The 18,832-nt window shown below is 38.4% G+C and carries 10 protein-coding genes; all 10 read left to right on the top strand.

What is annotated here, in order from left to right; translation table 11 throughout:
* Positions 1-23: 23 nt before the first annotated feature.
* The 10 genes from HAV12_RS18390 to HAV12_RS18345 all read left to right on the top strand — a co-directional run bounded on the left by HAV12_RS18390 (position 24) and on the right by HAV12_RS18345 (position 18,811).
* Positions 24-1,400, top strand: a complete 1,377-nt coding sequence (locus tag HAV12_RS18390; RefSeq protein WP_171570935.1) for a glycoside hydrolase family 43 protein — start codon at positions 24-26, stop codon at positions 1,398-1,400.
* Positions 1,401-2,165: 765 nt separating this feature from the next.
* Positions 2,166-5,354 (top strand): TonB-dependent receptor, encoded by a 3,189-nt coding sequence (locus HAV12_RS18385; RefSeq protein WP_171570933.1) that lies wholly within the window; start codon positions 2,166-2,168, stop codon positions 5,352-5,354.
* Positions 5,355-5,380: 26 nt separating this feature from the next.
* Positions 5,381-6,961 (top strand): RagB/SusD family nutrient uptake outer membrane protein, encoded by a 1,581-nt coding sequence (locus HAV12_RS18380; RefSeq protein ID WP_171570932.1) that lies wholly within the window; start codon positions 5,381-5,383, stop codon positions 6,959-6,961.
* Between the two features lie 19 nt (positions 6,962-6,980).
* Positions 6,981-8,207, top strand: coding sequence for a glycan-binding surface protein (locus HAV12_RS18375; protein WP_171570931.1), 1,227 nt, complete (start codon positions 6,981-6,983; stop codon positions 8,205-8,207).
* Between the two features lie 118 nt (positions 8,208-8,325).
* Positions 8,326-9,792 (top strand): cellulase family glycosylhydrolase, encoded by a 1,467-nt coding sequence (locus HAV12_RS18370; protein WP_171570930.1) that lies wholly within the window; start codon positions 8,326-8,328, stop codon positions 9,790-9,792.
* 161 nt (positions 9,793-9,953) lie between these two features.
* Positions 9,954-11,537, top strand: coding sequence for a glycoside hydrolase family 43 protein (locus tag HAV12_RS18365; protein WP_240345187.1), 1,584 nt, complete (start codon positions 9,954-9,956; stop codon positions 11,535-11,537).
* A 112-nt stretch (positions 11,538-11,649) separates the two neighbouring features.
* Complete coding sequence (locus HAV12_RS18360) at positions 11,650-14,073, top strand: T9SS type A sorting domain-containing protein (protein ID WP_171570929.1); 2,424 nt, start codon at positions 11,650-11,652, stop codon at positions 14,071-14,073.
* Between the two features lie 58 nt (positions 14,074-14,131).
* Positions 14,132-15,760 (top strand): alpha-L-fucosidase, encoded by a 1,629-nt coding sequence (locus tag HAV12_RS18355; protein ID WP_197984832.1) that lies wholly within the window; start codon positions 14,132-14,134, stop codon positions 15,758-15,760.
* A gap of 227 nt (positions 15,761-15,987) precedes the next feature.
* Complete coding sequence (locus tag HAV12_RS18350) at positions 15,988-16,281, top strand: L-rhamnose mutarotase (protein WP_197984815.1); 294 nt, start codon at positions 15,988-15,990, stop codon at positions 16,279-16,281.
* Positions 16,282-16,393: 112 nt separating this feature from the next.
* Positions 16,394-18,811: an alpha-L-arabinofuranosidase C-terminal domain-containing protein gene (locus HAV12_RS18345; RefSeq protein WP_171570927.1), complete on the top strand. Its 2,418-nt coding sequence runs from the start codon at positions 16,394-16,396 to the stop codon at positions 18,809-18,811.
* Positions 18,812-18,832 lie beyond the last annotated feature (21 nt).

Genomic DNA, 18,832 nt, shown 5'->3' with positions numbered 1-18,832 from the left:
TTTGTAGTAACTAAATAAATAAAATGAAACATACCTATACACTTATAGCAACACTAATAGCGCTATTAAATTGTTCCATTGGCGAAGCACAAAATCCTATTGTGCAGACCAACTATACGGCAGATTCGGCACCAATGGTGCATAACGGCACAGTGTATTTGTTTACAAGCCATGATGAAGACGATGCCAATGCCGATGGCAAGGGTTTTAAAATGCTCAATTGGTCACTTTATACCTCAACCGACATGGTCAATTGGACAGACCATGGAATAGTTGCTTCTCTAAAAGATTTTAACTGGGCAAAGCAGGATAATGGTGCATGGGCAGTGCAGTGTATTGAACGAAATGGTAAATTTTATTTATATTGTCCCATGCATGGCGGAGGCATAGGAGTTTTGGTTTCAGATAGTCCTTATGGACCATTTAAAGACCCTATTGGCAAGAGACTTATCAATTCTGATCATGTCTGGAACGATATCGACCCAACTCTATTTATGGATGCAGATGGCCAGGCATATTTGTATTGGGGAAATCCCGGCTTGTATTACGTAAAACTGAATAAGGACATGATATCCTATTCGGATGAAATTAAACAAATACCCAATACTATAGCATCTTTTGGTAAACGCGAAGGAGAAAAAAATGACCTAAGACCTACTACTTATGAGGAAGGGTCATGGTTGTATAAACGCAATAGTCTGTATTATTTGTTTTTTGCCGCAGGGCCAATACCAGAACATATTGGCTATTCAACCAGTAAAAGTATAACAGGACCCTGGAAATATCAGGGTGTTGTTATGCCTACACAGGGAGGTTCTTTTACCAATCATCCTGGTGTAATTGATTTTAAGGGAAAGAGTTATTTTTTATATCACAATAGTGTATTGCCAGGAGGTGGTGGTTTTACCCGTTCAGTTTGTGTAGAAGAAGCCATGTTTAATAAAGATGGTTCGATCGTGCAAATGAATATGACAGAAGGAATTAAAAAGAGTTTAAATCCATTAAATCCTTATGTCAAAACTGAAGCAGAAACCATTGCCTGGTCTGAAGGGGTGAAGTCAATGAATGATAATGGGGTTGGCAATTTTATTACAGCAAAACACAATGACGCTTTTACCAAAGTAAGAGAAGTGGATTTTGGTAAAAAAGGCGCTTCTAAATTCACCGCAAGAATTGGCACAACGCAAAACGAAAATGTTTCAATAGAAATACGATTGAACACTAAAGACGGAGCGTTACTTGGAACCATAAATGTACCAATGACGGGAGGCAATGGCAAATGGACATTACAAACAATTGATGTTAAAAAAGTGTCAGGAATTCACGATTTATATTTTGTTTTTAAAGGAAAAGCCAATACCGACATACTGCATTTTGACTATTGGAAATTCTTAAAATAATTTGTACAAACAAAGATTAACCTATCATGATCATAAAAATAGTCAAATAGAATTCGGTATTTGATATTGGTTTCCGGAATTGATTCTACCAGTTTTAGACTTTAGTCCAAGAAAAATTTCAATGCTTTACTAATTTAAATTTCTCTTTTCTATTTTAGAAGTATCGAAGATTTTTCAGCTTCATTTGCACTTTGTGTATTACTATCTTCCCATAAATCAATTCCGTTTTTAAAAAAATTAAAAAAAACCTTCAGGAATTGTATTGTCAACAAATTCCATCCTTCACATTGTTGGTTTGAGGAATGGAAAACAGCGTTAATTATTTCTACTACTACAACTAATCTGGTAGCAAATAAAAGTATCCCCTGTTTGTAAAAATCTCCAGTTCTTTTAATTTGTTCTCTCTTCAAAAATCGGATAAAGTTGTGTTCACGGCAAAGAACCATCAAGTGTGAACTTAATGTTAAAAACAAGTCTTCTCTGTACTCTAGTAGAAAATATCTTCTTGTTGAAATGATAATTTATTATGATATAAAATATTAAAATATAATAAATAAATGTGTTTTTTTATTACAAATACAAAGAATGAAACAATTGATACCGTTTTTAGATACAAAATGAACCATCGTTTAGTGTTCCATTATTGTTAATTTGTTCCCAATAGATCGAAAACTTATGAATGAATAGGGGATAAGATTATTTCAGACTACTATATTTTTTATTTAGAAAATAACCACTTGACTAACTAACCAAAACCAATTAATTATGAATGAAAAGCATGTAATTCAACGCTTTGTAAAAGCAAAAAAACTCTTTAAAAAATATGCCTTACTGGTTCTGTTTTTTTCTTTTAGTCTGGCATCAGCTCAAAATTCTAATGTAAAAATTACGGGTACTGTAATAGAGGAGACAGAAGGTAAACCACTTTTTGGTGTCAATATTAATCTCAAAGGAGCTAAAACTGGTGTATCTACCAATTTGGACGGTTCATTTTCTATTGATGCTAAAATTGGAGAAACACTTGTTGTAAGTTATCTTGGTTATGTAAGACAGGAAGTAAAAATTACGGGCAGCCAATTAAAGGTAAGTATTAAAGAAGACCAAAAAGCACTTGATGAGGTGGTCGTAATTGGCTATGGTAAGTCAAAAAGAAAAGATCTAGCCGGGGCGATATCTTCGATATCGGGACAAGACCTTATGAAAACGCGTCCCACAACAATCGACCAGGCTTTGCAAGGTAAAGTAGCCGGGGTAGTAGTGCAGCAAACTTCCGGTCAGCCGGGAGGAGGAGTTAATATACAGATACGAGGTTTATCCTCTTTTGGTGGCAGCTCTCCCTTATATGTAATTGATGGCGTTATAATTGGTCAAAGTTATGGCGGAGCTAATGGAACAAACCCCTTATCCACAATTAACCCTTCGGATATTCAATCTATAGATGTATTAAAAGATGCATCAGCAACAGCAATTTATGGTTCACAGGCAACTAATGGGGTAATTGTCATTACCACTAAAAGAGGAAGTGAAGGAGCTCCAAAAATTACTTATGAATTTTCGACCGGATATCAGGAGCTGATTAAGCAATATCCCACTATGAATTTAAGAGAATATGCTAAGTTTATTAACGACAGGGCTGCTGTTTGGGGGTTTGATAAAAGGCCGGAATTTGTTAATCCAAATTATTTAGGAGAGGGTACAAACTGGCAAGAAGAATTATTCAGAAAGGCCCCTGTAGTGAGTCATATGCTAACTTTAAGCGGCGGTAATGATAAAACGCAGTATTTATTATCGGGATCTTTATTTGATCAGGAAGGTATAGCATTGGGATCTGAGTTTAGAAGAGCTTCGGTACGATTAAATTTAGACAACAAAACTACTGACTGGTTAAAAATAGGAACTAGTTTACAGTTAACCCATATTGAAGAGAATGTAAATTCAACAGGTTCAAATGTTATTGCAGAGGCATTAAGTCAGACACCGGATATTCCTGTAAAAAATCCTGATGGTAGTTTTGCAGGAGAAGAAAGCAGTGAAGGATGGATTAATAAACGTGTAAATCCGTATGCTCTTGCACTTACCAATGTAAATACTCCCAAAAGAAATCAGCTCTTTGCTAATTTTTATGCAGATATAGCATTTACAAAGGATTTATCCTTTAGAAATGAAGTATCAGGGAATTTTTCATTTAGAACAGAAGATCGATTTAGCCCTACTTACAAGTTTGGATTAGCGGAGAGATTAGTAAATGATGCCTATTATTCTTATAGTCAGGAGTATTTTACCACTTTTAGAAGTCTCTTAACGTATGCTAAAGTGTTTAAAAGCAAATATAATGTTAATATACTGGCAGGACATGAGGCACAGTTGTTCCAATTTGAAAATGTTTCTGCAGCACGAAAAAATTTCATTTCAAACAGTGTTACTAATATAGGCAGTGGTGATCCGGCAACAGCAACCAATGGTGGAACCAGAGGAGACAATGCACAGGAATCTTTTTTTGGTCGTGTTAATTTTATTTATGATGATAAATATTTGTTGTACGTAAATGCGCGTGCAGATGGTTCTTCAAAATTTGCGCCAGAAAATCGTTGGGTAACCACTTATTCAGGAGCATTTGCCTGGAAATTAAATAATGAAAAATTTTTAAAAGACTCAAAAACTGTCAATGAATTAAAGCTTAGGGTAAGTTATGGTTCGACTAATAATCAAAATGTTAGGGACAATGCTTATATAACTACATTAAGGACTACTTCAACCGCTTTGGCTGGTAATGCACAAATTATTAATAATTTAGGAAACCGTGAAGTTTCATGGGAAAAAACAGAATATGGTAATGCCGGAATCGACGGAGCATTTTTCGGTTGGAGACTTAATCTTTCCGTTGATGTTTATAATCGTCTGACAGATGGACTGTTGCTGCAACTTCCTTTACCATTATATTCCGGAACAATTGGTGGGTCAGGAGTGATTAATCCTCCATTTGTAAATGTCGGGGTGGTTAGAAACAGAGGAATAGACCTTCATTTGAGTTCAAGAAATATAATCGGAAACGGAGATGAATTTACCTGGACTACCGATTTTACTTTATCACATAACAAAAACAAGGTATTAAAATTAAATACAGACGGGGCTTCATTGCTTGGAAAATATGGTGGTAACGAAGTAGTTTCTGAAACCCGGGTAGGTGGGTCTATTGGTGACTTTTATGGCTATAAAGTAGATGGGATATTTGCAACTGCGAAGGATTTTGAAACGCATGCTTTGCCTACAGATACAAATGGTGCAGTTTTGCCAATTACACCAAACCCGGGAGGCGTATGGTATGGAGACATGAAATTTAAAGACTTAAATGGTGATGGTGTAATTACAGAAAAGGACAGGACCTATTTAGGCTCTCCTATTCCTGTTGTTCAATTAGGACTTGGTAATACTTTTACCTATAAAGGTTTTGACCTGAATATTTTCTTTAGTGCCAATATGGGTAATAAAGTAATAAATGGATTGAGGATTAACGGAGAAAATCCTTCGACACAATTTGGCTTCCTAAAATCATTAAATGATCATGCCAATCTGGCTTTAATTGATCCAAATGGTTCATCTTCAGATGTCAATAACGTATATGTTACCAATCCAAACACTACGATTGTAGGACTTAAAAATAACGATAGTAACAGAAATCATCGTTTTTCTGACAAGTACGTAGAGAACGGATCTTTTCTTAGATGTAAAAACATGACTATGGGATACACGATGCCAAACGACTGGATACAAAAAATACACATAAGTTCTTTACGTGTGTATGTTAATGTCAGTAATCCTTTTGTTATTACAAATTACAAAGGAATGGATCCGGAAATAGGTTCATGGAACCCGTTAGAAGCAGGAATTGATTATGGCTTCTATCCACAGGCCCGAACATTTACTTTGGGAGTTAATGTTGGATTAACTAAATAAAAATAAACTTAACAGAATAGAGAGATATGAAGTCAATATATAAAATAACGGTTTCAACCCTTTTGGGAATAATGGTTTTGACCGGTTGTCAGGAGGATTTTCTGGATCGCCCTGCTCAGTCGGAGATAAGCACTGAAAATTTTTATCAGACAAAACAAGAGATCAGGTTAGGTACGGCTGCACTTTATAGCAGAGTATGGGCACAATGGAATAATATCGCATACATTCCATTAGGAGATATATTAAGCGGAAACCTTGTTATACCATGGCAAGGTGCAGATCTGGTACAGCTTAATACTTTTACCCTTTCAGGATCTAACCAACGTTTAACAGACGGATGGACAGGACTATATACTATAGTGGCACACTGTAATGGCACCATTAAGGGTATTAATGAAAATACGCCGGCAACAGTTTCTGCCGCAGATAAAAATGCCGGACTGGCTGAAGCAAGATTTATACGTGCCATGGCATACTATCATCTTGTAATGCTGTGGGGAGAAGTGCCTATTATTGAAGATAATACGAAGTTGATAAAATCACCTTTGATAAATAAAAACAAAACAGCAGATGTATACCGATTTATTACAGAAGATTTACTTTTTGCTGTCGAGAATCTTCCTGCAACTGATAGTAAAGGCAGGGTTACCAGCTGGTCAGCAAAGGGAATGTTAAGTAAAGTATATTTAACTATGTCCGGATTAGGAGAGCTCGGAGGTAATCGTAATCAGGAATATTTAAACAAGGCAAAACTGTATGCACAGGATGTAATCGAAAACAGTGGTTTAACTTTGCTTCCAAGTTATCCGGATCTTTTTAAAACACAATTCAATGACAATCCGGAATCATTATTTGCACTACAATGGTCTGTTTCCAGTGGCTGGATGGAAGGGAATCAATTATTAACATACTCGCCGAGTAAAGATATTAATCCTCAAAAAGATGGAGCATGGGGAGCTCCGTCCCCTAGTTACGATCTGTATTTGGCTTATCATACGCAGGATTCTATAAGACGTAAAGCGACTTTTATGCTGCCCGGAGACTATTATGCCGAATTAAATGCTGCTGGTGGCGGTTACACTGCCACGGGATCAGGTATGAAGAAACATATTATTGGTAATGAGGCAGATAACAATGCTCCTGCAATGACATTTTTAGGTTCTATAGAGCATAATTCATTATTAAGATTAGCAGATGTTTATTTAGTATATGCTGAGGCTATCCTTGGTAATAATGGATCTACAAGTGATGCCAATGCCTTATTGTATTTCAATAAGATAAGAACAAGAGCAGGTGTTGATCCGGTAACAGTACTAAATACAGATGTTATTCTGAATGAAAGGAGGCTTGAATTTGCTTGTGAAGGACAGTATTGGTTTGATCTGGTAAGACTTTCTTATTATAATCCTCAAAAAGCAGTTGGTCTTCTTAGTAATCAACAAAGAGTAACCTTTGAATATGATAGTGCTACAGAAGTAGCTGACCCTAATGATCCTATTGGACCCATTTCACCTGCTACCTTCGCTACTTTTACTTTACAGGTGCCTGCAGTAGAGGTGATTGCTAATCCTAAATTGAACGAACCAGCAGTATCTTATTATGAATAGTGATAAAAAATATATAAACATGAAAAAAATATTAATTAACCGTGTTACTCATTTGCTTTTTTTAAGCATGATGTTGATTATTATAATGTTAACCTCTTGTAATATTGATGATGATTTAAATGGTGCGCCTGTTGTTACAGAAGTAAGGAATTATGCAGCTGCTCCTAATGATACGCTTGTAAATAAATTGGTGCCTGGTCAGTGGATAGTTTTAAAGGGATCAAATTTAAAAAATGCAGTTAAGATCGCTTTCAATGGCGTATCAATTCCATTCGATGTGGGGTTGTTTTCAGATACTTATGCTGTTGTACAGTTGCCTTATGTAATTCCATTTCCTTCAGTTCCTCAAAATCAATTAAATACTATTGAGGTGGTCACTGCAAGTGGTTCCACAATTTTCAATATTAATATCGTTGCCGGACCACCTTCGCTTGCTGGTATTTCAAACGAAAATCCGGTTGAAGGTGAGATTGTTACTGTATTTGGAACAAATTTATTCCTTATAAGCGAACTCAGTTTTGGAGGCACGGCAATAACTGATTATGTAACAAAAGATGATGGAACGGCAATTAGCTTTCCAGTATCTAATACTACAAGCGGACCCTTAAAAATAATTACAGCATCAGGTGAAATTCTAACAACATTTAATGTAAATGATCTTACGACAGGCATGCTTTGTAATTTTGATACTATTGGCAGTATGGCATGGGGTACATCGACTAGCAATAATGATCCCGATTTCCCGGGTAACCATGGATGGTATCCTATTTTAGATACTGGTATTCTTAATGCTGGTAACGGAGCCTGGTGGGAAGGCGGTCGAAGTATTAACATCGAAAATGGATCAGAATGGGTTTCGGCAGCTGATTTAGGTTTAGATATAGATCAATTTGTACTTAAGTTTGAACTTAATGTTCCCGGAGATTGGAATGGCATATCTATGTTTATTGTTAGAGATTTCAATTGGGATTTTTTAGCACGTTTTGAGCCATGGAAACTTTCAGGAACTAAAACAGCTAATTTCACTACAAAAGGAAAATGGGCAACAGTAACAATCCCATTGACTGAATTCCGTACAAAAAAGGATGGAATAGACGGTACGGGTAATTCGGCAACAAGCCTTTCAGAATTATTTGGTTCAAAAAAGAAGACTATAAATTTCCTTGCTGTTAATACCTCTGACAAATCAAGCACAACTGGTCTTCGCGCAGGAATTGATAATATCAGGATTGTGAAAATCAAATAACAAAAATCTTTTAATTCAATAACAATTAATAGTAAAATAAAGACCTGTAGCTATTTCATGAAAGTTACACTTTTCTGCGGGTCTTAAATAAAAATTTATTAATTCTAAAAAATAAAAAATGAAACTTAAACATTTTTATAAAATTGTACTGCTGCTGATCATTACAGCATTTTCGGTCTCCTGTTCAAAAAATGAGGACGAAGCCCCACAATTAACGGTTTCAGCAAAAACGGTTTCTTTTGAACCAGATGGTGGTACATCAGAAGACATCACCATTGAAGCCAACAGTGCATGGAGTGTTAGCAATTCGGCAGCATCCTGGCTGCAATTAACGACAACAAGCGGCAGTAGTGGAGCTACTACAACAAAATTTACAGCTTTAAGTAATGAAACCGGATTTACCCGCTCTATTGTGCTAACTATTGAAGCGGAAAATGGTCAGGCAAGAAGAATTACGATTACACAAAGAGGCAATTTATACCCAACCTATAATTTATCGCCTAAAGCTCCCGATGCAACAGGAATGAGCAGTACAGCGATGCAATTGTCTGCAAAAATGCATTTGGGAATAAATTTTGGCAATACCATGGAAGCACCAACCGAAGCTGAGTGGGTGAATAGTAAAATTACCGAATCGTATGTGAAATTTGTAAAAGAATTAGGTTTCAATTCTGTAAGGATTCCATGTGGCTGGGTCTGGACACATTTAAGCGATCCGGCAAAAGCAAAAATTGACCCTGCGTGGCTTCACCGCGTGAGAGAAGTTGTTAAATTGTGTGTGGATAATGATATGTATGTGATACTAAATGCCCACGCGGATAATGGCTGGCTTGATAATAATATCACTAAGGCAAAGCAAGAGTCAATTAATGCAATGCAAAAGGCGATTTGGGAACAGATTGCTACAACCATGCGTGATTTTGATGAGCATCTTATATTTGCCGGTGCAAATGAACCTCCGGCTGATAATGCCGAAAAGATGACGATACTTAATGGTTACTACGAAACATTCATTAAGGCAGTTCGTGCTACCGGAGGTAAAAACAGTTACCGGGTGCTGGTTGTGCAGGGACCTAGAACTGATGCTTCTCTAACTTATGATCTGATGAATACGATGCCAACAGACAACATCCCTAACAAATTGATGGTTGAGGTACATAACTACACGCCTGCTTTATTTACAATAGTAACGGATGCAGATGTAAGTTGGGGTAAGATGATTTATTACTGGGGAGCTGGGAATCATTCTACTATTGAGCCGGAACGCAACGCCACCTTTGGAGAAGAGGATGTGATTAATTCTGAATTCCAAAAGATGAAACAAAAATTTGTTGATAAAGGTATCCCTGTGATGCTGGGCGAGTATGCAACCTGGAGAAGAACTCCCGGCCTTGGCAAGCCTGTTCCTAAGGATATGGATATGCACAACAAGTCTGTGGATTATTGGTCATATTATGTGACAAAACAGGCTAAAGCGAATGGTATTGTGCCATTCTGGTGGGAGATAGGTTTTATGTTAGACAGAGCTAATAATAAGGTAAAAGACCAGGCTATGTTAGATGCGATTATTGAAGGAGGTAAGTAAAAGTAAGACACTATAACTAAATAAAAATACAGTTTTGACAGTATCATGCATAGTGTCAATTATAGCATAAGGTTATTTTCCTTCCCTGAAATTTAAGCATTTGCCAATTTCCCGGGAAGGATTAACTCTTTGTTACAATAGCTTACAGAAAAATAAATCAATTGAAATTAGCCCTTAACGAGTATCCGTTTTTTGGGGAAAATAAAAAAAGCATGTTTAGAAAAAAAGTATTGTTAAGTACAGTCGTTATTATGGCTTTTCTTGGAGGTAGAGAATCCGCAGAAGCTCAGACTAATGCAGGTAAACCAAAAAAGGTTAAAGAAAACCTGGAAGAAAAATTCGCAAATGTTTCGCCGAAACTTCTCACCAATAATGCGAATCCATTATTAGATTTTATGTTTACGGCCGATCCGACCGCTGTAGAATACAATGGAAGAATTTATGTGTATGGCACGAATGATCATCAACAGTATGAGCATGTAGGAAAGGATGGGAAAAATTCATACGAGCATATCCATACACTGGTCATGATGTCTACCGATGATATGGTCAACTGGACGTATCATGGTCTAATCGATACCGCAAAGCTCGCACCATGGAGTCAGAATTCCTGGGCACCTTCCATTACATCCAGATTGGAAGCAGATGGTAAGACGCACTTCTATTTGTATTACTCCAATAGCGGTGTTGGTTCAGCCGTTCTTACATCCACCTCTCCAGTTGGCCCATGGAGTGACCCATTAGGAAAGAATATAGTCGACCGCTCTGTTCCGGGAGTGGATTGCGAAGCTCCTTTCGATCCGGGAGTTGTGATTGACGACAAGGGTACAGGCTGGCTGACTTTTGGAGGCGGAACGCCTAAAACGAAATATATGCCGGATAATTCCCGAATTGTCAAATTAGGAGCAGATATGATCAGTTTGGCGTGCGATGTTGCTAAGATACCCGCTCCTTATTTTTTTGAGGCCAGCGACCTTAACTTTATCAATGGAACCTGGGCTTATACCTATAATACGAGTTGGGAACAGCGTACAGAATGGCCATATACGAATATTGATAAACCAACCCAATGCAGTATGTCCTATATGACGAGTAAAACACCGTTAAATCCGGATAGTTGGAAATATCGCGATAATTACTTTAAGAATACCGGCGATGTTAATGTGGGGCCTTTGACAAACAATCACACGCATCTGTTCAAGTTTAAGGAGAAATATTATATTGCTTACCATGCTATGTATTTACAGGATTATTTTGGAACTAAAGGTGGTTTTCGTAATGTAGGTATCGAAGAAATGCAGGTGGATGAAGAGAATGTGAATATCTCTATGGGCAAAGCAACTTTTAAAGGTCCGTCTCAAATTAACCCATTAAATCCATTCGTTCTTCAACAGGCAGAAACTACCGGAGGTACTTCGGGACAACTCAAGTTCGAAGCTATTGGTAATGTGGGCAATATGGTTGCCAAAGGAAAAACAGATAAACAATGTCTGATGGTCCGGGGAGCCGATTTCAGTAAACAGCTTCCTGCCAAATTTGAAGCCAGAGTGAAGGGAAAAGGCAGAATTGATGTTTATGTAAATAATCTTAAAGGTAGAGCTATTGTTTCCCTTGTATGTGATGGAAAGGATTGGACTACGCTCTCAAAGAAAATAGAACACAAAATAGATAAAGGAACAGCGAATATCTATTTTGTGTTTAGTGGAGAGGATTTTTTGTTTGATGAGTGGAAATTTATTTATTAATTCCGCTGCTGGTCTTGTAACTAACAGCACTTATGTAATAACACTTTTTTGAGTTCAGATGATTCAGAATTTGAAACAGAAAAAATAGAGTAATAATATCAAAATATTAAATATGAAAAACTATATACATAATCTAAAAATTTTCTTTTTATACCTTGTTTTGGTATTTAGTCCGGTTTTAACAAACGCCCAGACTTATACATGGAAGAACGCACCCATTGGTGGAGGCGGATTTGTGACAGGAATTATTAGCCACCAAATATCCGGCGATAAGTATTGCCGAACTGATGTAGGCGGAGCCTACCGCTGGGATGCAGCCAACAGTAAATGGATTCAATTACTGGACTGGCTCAACGAGTCGGAAAGTGGATTTATTGGCGTGGACGCTTTGGCCATTGATCCGCAGAATGCCAATAATGTGTATATGCTCTGTGGCACCGAGTATATGAAAAATGGAAGAACAGCTATATTGAAATCCACCGACAAAGGAAATACTTTCACCTATACGGATGTTACGGCTAAATTCAAGACACATGGAAATGGGAACGGACGTGGGAACGGAGAACGTCTTGCAGTAGATCCCAAAAACAGTAACATTTTATTCTGCGGAACCAGAGCCAATGGATTATGGAAGAGTACAGATGGCGGCGTTACCTGGAACCAGGCATGGAACGGCGTTACGAATACTTCGAATGGAAACGGGATATGTTTTGTTCAATTTGATCCTTCAGGCAGCGTAGTAAGCGGGGCGACTCAAACAATTTACATTGGAGTTTCCCGCACGGGCAGTGCTAACATTTATAAAAGTAGCAACGGAGGCGCTACCTTTACAGACATTTCACCAACAACCAGTTTTATGCCGCATCGGGTTGCTTTGCAGGGAACTACCATGTATGCTACCTATGCGGATGGTGCAGGTCCGGCCACCAATGGCGATGGGAAGTTATATAAGCTCAACACGGCTACCGGTGTGTGGACAAACGTTACCCCTGTTAGTTGGAAGGACCATTCATACGGCGGAGTAAGTATAGATCCAACTAATGTAAACCGGGTAATAGTTTCTTCCTGTGGTAGTTATACTAACAACCAGTACGGCGGTGGCTGGGGAGACTTTGTTTTCCTCTCTACCGATGGAGGATCGACCTGGACTCTTAAGAATGGTACTAACGCCACTTATAACAATAACGGTATGGCATGGACAGGCGATGGTGCAGTTAACTGGATGGACTGTATAGAATTTGACCCCGCTAATCCTTCAATAGTACGGGTAATAGGCGGTGGTGGTGTATATACCTGTTCCGATATTACAGCCACGAACCCTTCATGGAAGTGTGATGTGATCGGAATTGAAGAGACCGCATTCCTCGATGGGATAAGTATACCCGGAGGGCCATTTATTTCCTCTTTCGGAGACGTATGTGGCTTTGTACATGATCCTTTGACTTCTTTTCCATCAGCAAAACTTTCTCCTACAGATGGGAACAACCAGAGCATTGCTTATGCTGCCGGCAACACAAACAAAGTAGTAAGAGCTTCTAATGGGGGAAGCGTTATGTACTATTCTACCAACAAGGGGGCTACATGGACAGCTTCCGCTACTAATATGGGGGCAAACGGCAGGGTTGCCATCAGCGCTGATGGAGGTACGATTCTGCACCGCCCCGGAGGTTCCACAACTACCTACTACACGACCAACAATGGAGGAAGCTGGTCCGGTTGTTCGGGTGTGTCGTCTCCAGACGCCGTTCCGGTGGCCGACCAGGTAAACTCAAATTACTTCTATATCTATAATCCAACGAACGGGCAGATGCTTGCAAGTTCCAATAAGGGGGTCAGCTTTTCAGTAGCAGGTACTCCTGGTACCAATACATTTGAGCCCTGGGTAGCAACAACCCTGATCCGATCAGTACCCGGCTTGGAAGGACATATTTGGGTGCCTCTTGGCGGCAATGGTTTAAAATATTCTACCGATCATGGAGCGACTTATACTACTCTTTCCAATGTACCTTACTGTACAACGGTTGGGATAGGAAAAGCAATAACCGGAGCCAGCTATCCTACCATTTTTATCTGGGGAACCGTGTCAGGCGTTACGGGTCTTTTCAGATCAACTGACCGGGGCGCTACATGGCTCAGAATGAATGATGATGCCCATGAGTTTGGAGGAACGCCAATGCTGATCGGAGATATGAATGTTGATGGAAGAGTATACATGAGTGCTAGCGGAGGAAGAGGTTTAATTTATTGGGATAATACTACCTTGTCTATAGATGATATTTCAGGGGAGTCAAACTTTTCGATAGATTTTTATCCAAATCCATTTGTTAATGGTTTTAAGATTGAAGCTAAAAAATTGAATGAACCAATTCGTGTTAGAATTTTTGATATGATGGGAAAAAAAGTAGAAGCAGCAGAATCCTCTCCTGAATCTGCGCAATTGTTAATGGGGGCTTCATTGCAACCAGGATTATACATGGTGAAAGTTGAAGGAGTAAGTTCAAATTTCTCAAAATCATTTAAGATTCTTAAAAAATAGTTCTGTTTGTTGAGATTTGAAAAAATTATTAATATAAAAGTATAAAAGACATATGAAAATGAACCGGTTTATAATGGTTTTAATCCTGTTTTCAAATTTTTTGGCAGCTCAGAAAAATTATGTATCCCCAATCAGGGAGGGTAATGAACCTGTTGCTGCCGGAAAGTTTGCGCCAACCTGGCAATCACTGCAGCAATATAAAACTCCTGACTGGTTCCAAAATGCCAAGTTTGGAATATGGGCACATTGGGGACCTCAATGCCAGCCGGAACAAGGAGACTGGTTTGGGAGATTTATGTATAACGAAGGCAGTGACCAATACAAATGGTTTGTTGAACATTACGGACATCCATCCAAAGTTGGGTTTAAAGAAGTCATTAAGGATTGGAAAGCCCAAAATTGGGATCCTGAAAAACTTGTAGCGCTGTACAAACGTGCTGGAGCCCAATATTTCTTTGCCATGGCAAATCATCATGACAATCTGGATTTATGGGACAGCAAATACCAGGAATGGAACTCAGTACGTGTGGGACCTAAGAAAGATATTATCAGTGGTTGGTCAAAAGCAGCCAAAAAATATAATCTTCCATTCGGACTTAGTGTACACGCTTCACATACATGGACGTGGTTTGAGACATCTCAACGATCAGATAAAAATGGAGCGCTGGCAGGTGTTCCGTACGACGGAAAATTTACTAAAGCCGATGGTAAAGGAACATGGTGGGAAGGACTCGATCCGAAGGAGCTTTATGCCCAAAATCATCCTTTGAGTGAAAAAAGTGACAAAGATATATTTGCTCTTTGGAATCAGTGGGATTGGGGCAATGGTGCATCAATACCTTCGCAGGCTTACTGTGAAAAATTCTATAATCGTACCATAGACCTTATCAATAAGTACAATCCCGATTTGATTTATTTTGATGATAGTGTACTGCCTCTTTATCCGGTAAGCGATGCAGGATTAAAAATTGCGGCTGATTACTATAATCATAATATGGCAACCCACAATGGAAAGCTGGAGGCTGTCCTGTTCGGAAAAATGCTGAACGCTGAACAAAAAAAATGTATGGTATGGGATGTAGAAAGAGGTGCGCCGGATAAAATCGAAGATTTGCCATGGCAAACCTGTACCTGTATCGGAGACTGGCATTACAGTAAGTCAATTTATGAAAATAACGGATACAAGTCTGCGGCTACAGTAATCCACATGTTGGTTGATATTGTCAGTAAAAATGGAAACCTGCTGCTTAATATTCCTGTTAAGGGAGACGGCACGATCGATGATAAGGAAGTTGCAATTCTTGAAAAAATAGCGACCTGGATGGATGTGAACAAAGAAAGCATTTTTGATACACGTCCTTGTAAATACTATGGTGAAGGACCAGTTTCAGATGCTGTAAAACCTGGTGAATACAAAAGTTTTAATGAAGGAAAAGTAAAGTTTTCTGCCAATGACATTCGTTATAATCAAAATGGGAAAATTCTTTACGCCACTCTTTTAGGAGTACCTTCCAAGAATATCTGCTTAAAATCGCTTGGCAAGAATAAAAATAAGGATAAAATTAAAAGTATTAAGATACTTGGAAGTAAAGAGAAACTTTCATGGAAGCAATATGCGGACTCATTGGTAATTATAAAACCGAAGATTATCCCGAACGATATAGCAATAGTGCTTAAGATAAAATAAATAAAGAATATATGTGGACTTCTTAGTTTTAATCGGTTTTAATGAGGAAAGAATTTTAAAGAATTACATGTTTTATAATGGATATTAAAGCTTCTATGTAATAACAAGAATCTGAAAACAACAAAAAAAATACTATTCGCTAATCAATAGAATAACAATTGTAAAAATGCAAAATTCATTTAAACGTTACTGCAAAACCATGGAGTTGCTTAACAAATCTACATTAATTGAAGCCTATAAAAAAGCGCATGCTAAAAGCTGCCTGGCCTGAGATAACACAAGGAATGAAAGAGGTAGGGATTGTTGATATGGAAATTTATCTTCTTGGAACAAAGCTTTTCATGATTATGGATACAGTAGCTGATTTTGATCACGATAAGGCGATGATCGAATTAGCACTAAAACCACGTCAAAGCGAATGGGAAGCACATATGTCGCAATTTCAGGACAGCTCCGTTGAGGCAACCGCCGACCAAAAATGGCAATTGATGGATCGAATTTATAAAATGGATCAGCTATAAAAAGCCCAGATAAAGCTAAACGAACATAAGGCATTAACTGCCGATAATAGGGAAGCGTTAATAACTGCTGCCTTTGTTACAGTTAGCTGTAAATGAAAAAAATAAAAAACTAATGAAAAAAGACATAAATAAACATCTTGTTACGAGCTTATTGCTTTGCGGATTGAGTACCGTTCTGAATGCGCAGACTACCAAAGCGGGTAAAGCTAAAATTACGGTTGAAGTCAACACACCTGGACATCGTATTCCATCAACATTATTCGGAAGCTTTTTCGAAGATATTAACCATTCCACCGATGGCCGTCTTTATCCCGAGCTTATAAGGAATCGTTCGTTTGAGGATTCTGATACGCTTGAAAACTGGAAATTTATAAATCAGAATGATGCCAGCAAGGCTTCAGTTATTAATGTAGATACTTTGTATCCACAAGTTGGAGGGTTAAACGTATTCAATCGAAAATATCTTTCAATTGAGGCCAAAGGAGAATTTAAGCTTGAAAATTATGGTTTCTGGGGAATGAATATTGTTAAAGGGAATTCATATACCTTCAAATTAGCAACACGTCGTGTTGAAGGTTTCAATACGCCGCTCAAGGTTAGTATTGTAAGTGCTGCCGGTATTGAGCTGGCTAATGCTGAAGTGAAAGGCTTTGATGAGGGATGGAAATACTATACCGTTAGTTTAACGGCGACAGGCAGCGACCCTAAAGCCCATATTGAGATAAGCGCGAAAGGTAATGGCCGCTTACATATGGATATGATTTCGCTCATGCCCGATCAAACGTGGAAAAACCATGGACTCCGGACAGATCTGGCGGAAGCCTTTAATGCTATGCAGACTAAGGTTTTCAGGTTTCCAGGCGGCTGTTGGGTAGAAGGAGATAGTTTCAAGCAAATGCACAATTGGAAAAAAACAATTGGGAACATCGATACACGTACCTCGTCATGGAATTTCTGGGGCTACAATGCTACTCAGGGTTTAGGTTATCACGAATATCTGCAGCTGGCAGAAGATCTTGGTGCTGAGCCTTTGTTTTGTATCAATGTCGGAATGTCGCATAGAGATTTTGTACCCATGGATCAAATGGGACAATGGGTGCAGGATGCGCTTGATGCAATAGAATATGCAAATGGGGCAGAGAATTCGGTGTGGGGGAGCATTCGTGCTAAAAATGGTCATCCTAAACCGTTCAATATGAAATATATTGAGATAGGAAACGAAAATGGAGGCGACCAGTATGCAGAGAGATGGAAGCTTATTGCTAATGCCATCCGCACAAAATATCCTGATATTACACTTATTGCCAACAGTTGGGGAGCATATCCCAAAGACCCCATGCCAGATTTGATTGATGAGCATTATTATGATAATCCTGAGTGGTTTATTCTGAATGCTGACAAGTATGACAATTACGACAGAAAAAGCCCGAAAATATTCGTTGGTGAATATGCTGTAACGAGTAAAACAGGTAAGGGCAATCTGCGTGGTGCTATTGGTGAGGCTGCCTGGATGACGGGTCTGGAACGAAACTCAGACGTGGTTAACATGAGTGCTTATGCGCCTCTGTTTTGTAATGTGAACCATAGAGCATGGCCTATTAACCTGATTAATTTTGATAGTCAACACTGGTATGGTCTACCAGGCTATTATGCTCAACAGTTGTTCGCCCAAAACCAAGGTACCGTCTCTCTCCCTGTAAAAGTAGCAGGTGCACCACTCCTGGCATTTTATGAAAAAGGAGGGCTTGGATTTGGTACTTCAAACAATTCGGCAGAGTTTAAAGACTTAAAAGTACTTGCATCGGATGGACGTGTTTTGTTTCAATCGGATTTTACAAAAAACATTGATGACTGGCAAAAAACAGCAGGAGAGTGGGAGGTAAAAGACGGCGTACTTCGTCAGTCAGCAACAACTGTTAATGCTTCAGTTTTTTTCGGTGACAAATCATGGACCGATTATACAGTTACCTTCAAAGGGCGTAAAATTTCCGGAGAGAATGGTATCCAGATTTATTTCAGAAATCAGAATAAAGAAGATCAGATGAGATGGGAAATCGGCTGTAATAAAAATACTGGCTTTACGTTGGACAATGGATTCAGCAAGCAAATCATTCCCGGAAGTATAGAAACAGACCGATGGTATGATATTAAAGTGGAAGTTAAAGGAGGCACAATTAAAGCGTACCTTGATGGTAAACTTATACAAGAAATATCAACTCCAAATCTAAAAACCAACAGCATTTGTGTAAGTGCGGCTAATGATGAACTTTCGGGAGATATTATCCTAAAAGTTGTTAATGCAGCACCCGGCAATCTAAAAACAGAAATTAATTTGTCAGGAGCCGAAAAGCTGACCGGAAAAGGAAAAGCTATTGTGCTTACATCGGCCACTCCGTTGGATGAAAATACAATGGAACAACCTACTAAAGTTTCTCCAAAAACAGAAAATGTGAAATTTTCAGGAACCACTCTTACACGTTCTTTTCCTGGAAATTCATTAACGATATTACGTTTGGAAACGCAACATTAGATGATGACAGGCAGTTAAAAA

Source organism: Flavobacterium sp. CLA17 (genome assembly GCF_013112255.2).
Classification (GTDB): Bacteria; Bacteroidota; Bacteroidia; order Flavobacteriales; family Flavobacteriaceae; genus Flavobacterium; species Flavobacterium circumlabens.
The sequence above is the reverse complement of the archived record's forward strand: the minus strand, read 5'-3'. Positions and strand labels throughout refer to the sequence as shown.

What these genes read in the sequence shown, in the direction of transcription:
- HAV12_RS18390 (WP_171570935.1), top strand. Translation starts at nt 24, where the DNA reads ATGAAACATACCTATACACTTATAGCAACACTAATAGCGCTATTAAAT.
- HAV12_RS18385 (WP_171570933.1), top strand. Translation starts at nt 2,166, where the DNA reads ATGAATGAAAAGCATGTAATTCAACGCTTTGTAAAAGCAAAAAAACTC.
- HAV12_RS18380 (WP_171570932.1), top strand. Translation starts at nt 5,381, where the DNA reads ATGAAGTCAATATATAAAATAACGGTTTCAACCCTTTTGGGAATAATG.
- HAV12_RS18375 (WP_171570931.1), top strand. Translation starts at nt 6,981, where the DNA reads ATGAAAAAAATATTAATTAACCGTGTTACTCATTTGCTTTTTTTAAGC.
- HAV12_RS18370 (WP_171570930.1), top strand. Translation starts at nt 8,326, where the DNA reads ATGAAACTTAAACATTTTTATAAAATTGTACTGCTGCTGATCATTACA.
- HAV12_RS18360 (WP_171570929.1), top strand. Translation starts at nt 11,650, where the DNA reads ATGAAAAACTATATACATAATCTAAAAATTTTCTTTTTATACCTTGTT.
- HAV12_RS18355 (WP_197984832.1), top strand. Translation starts at nt 14,132, where the DNA reads ATGAACCGGTTTATAATGGTTTTAATCCTGTTTTCAAATTTTTTGGCA.
- HAV12_RS18345 (WP_171570927.1), top strand. Translation starts at nt 16,394, where the DNA reads ATGAAAAAAGACATAAATAAACATCTTGTTACGAGCTTATTGCTTTGC.